General features: G+C 37.8%; 1 pseudogene. It reads right to left on the bottom strand.

Going from position 1 to position 1,266, the window contains the following annotated elements:
* Positions 1-281: 281 nt before the first annotated feature.
* Positions 282-1,266, bottom strand: a pseudogene (locus F6K13_RS33770) (O-linked N-acetylglucosamine transferase, SPINDLY family protein); the annotation flags it as partial.

Here is a 1,266-nt window from a genome sequence, read left to right as displayed (position 1 = left end):
CTGGCAACTTTATACCAATTATCTAAAGTATCACTCGAATTGCTATGGTTAAGTGCATATTCTCTTAAACTTTTATAGCTAATAACGTGCATTTGAAAACAATTTGTTAGTAATGTAGGTTGGGTTGACGAAAAGAAACCCAACATATATATGCTAGGAATGAGAGTAGCCATCTTAATTAAAGCATTTAGCGTGTATCTAATATTGCTGCGAAGGCAATAATATGTTAAAGTTATAGCCACTTCAAAACCATCCCTCCTAGCAATGACAATCAAAAATCATCAACTCTCACCTTCAATATATCTCTGCCACATTTGCTCATAAGCTTTCTCCATCTCCAAGGTAAACTGCTTTGCATTCCACAACGGAGCGGTTTGCCTCGACTTTCTCAATTTCCAAGATATCTCCTGCCGCAACTTTTCATCCTTCCCCAACCTAATTCCCCATTCCACATATTCCTCATCACTCCATGCAATACCTTCGGTGATGCCAGCATTGATCATCATTGTGTAGCTATTGCGCGCTGCAAATTGTTGACCAACTCGCGTTACCATTGGGATGCACATCCACAAAGTTTCTAACGTTGTTGTTGCACCGTTGTAGGGATAAGTGTCAAGGACAATATCTGCAATACTTAAATTAGCTCTGTGAATTTCTTCTAGAGCAACTTCTTCTATGGGAATTAGGCGATCGCTACTAACTCCTTCTGACTCAGCAATATCTATCAGCAATTCAGATAAAACCTCTGACTCGCCAAATTTTTTAAACAAGAAGTAACTATTGGGAACTTCTTTGAGGATTTTCATTTGCAGTCTGGCAGTATCGGGGTTAAATTTATAACCTCTCTGAGCAGTAAAATAAATCACTGCATCATTAGGAATACCTAAATCTTGTCGTTTCAGACTAGGTATGTTTACTTCAAAACCATCCACCGCAACATAAGTTTGAGGTAGTCGCCAAATTTTATGGGGGTAATAATCTTGAGCATTTTCTGGCAAAACATAAGGATCGGCAATATAGTAATCAATAGTTGGTATTCCTGAAGCATCCCAACCTAACCATGTTGCTTGAATAGGTGCTGCTTTCATTGCCATAATTGAGCAACTATTAGTTAATGTTGTACTATCTAAATCGATTAAAATATCAATTTCATCTGCATAAATATCTTCTGCTACTTCTGTACCAGCAATGCCATAAACATGAGCTTTGGTAGCCTGATTAATATACCATTGTTGTAGAAAATCGTTGCGTTTTTCTGCCCCTTGT

It is taken from the genome of Okeania sp. SIO2B9 (genome assembly GCF_010672505.1).
Taxonomy (GTDB): domain Bacteria; phylum Cyanobacteriota; class Cyanobacteriia; order Cyanobacteriales; family Microcoleaceae; genus Okeania; species Okeania hirsuta.
The sequence above is the reverse complement of the archived record's forward strand: the minus strand, read 5'-3'. Positions and strand labels throughout refer to the sequence as shown.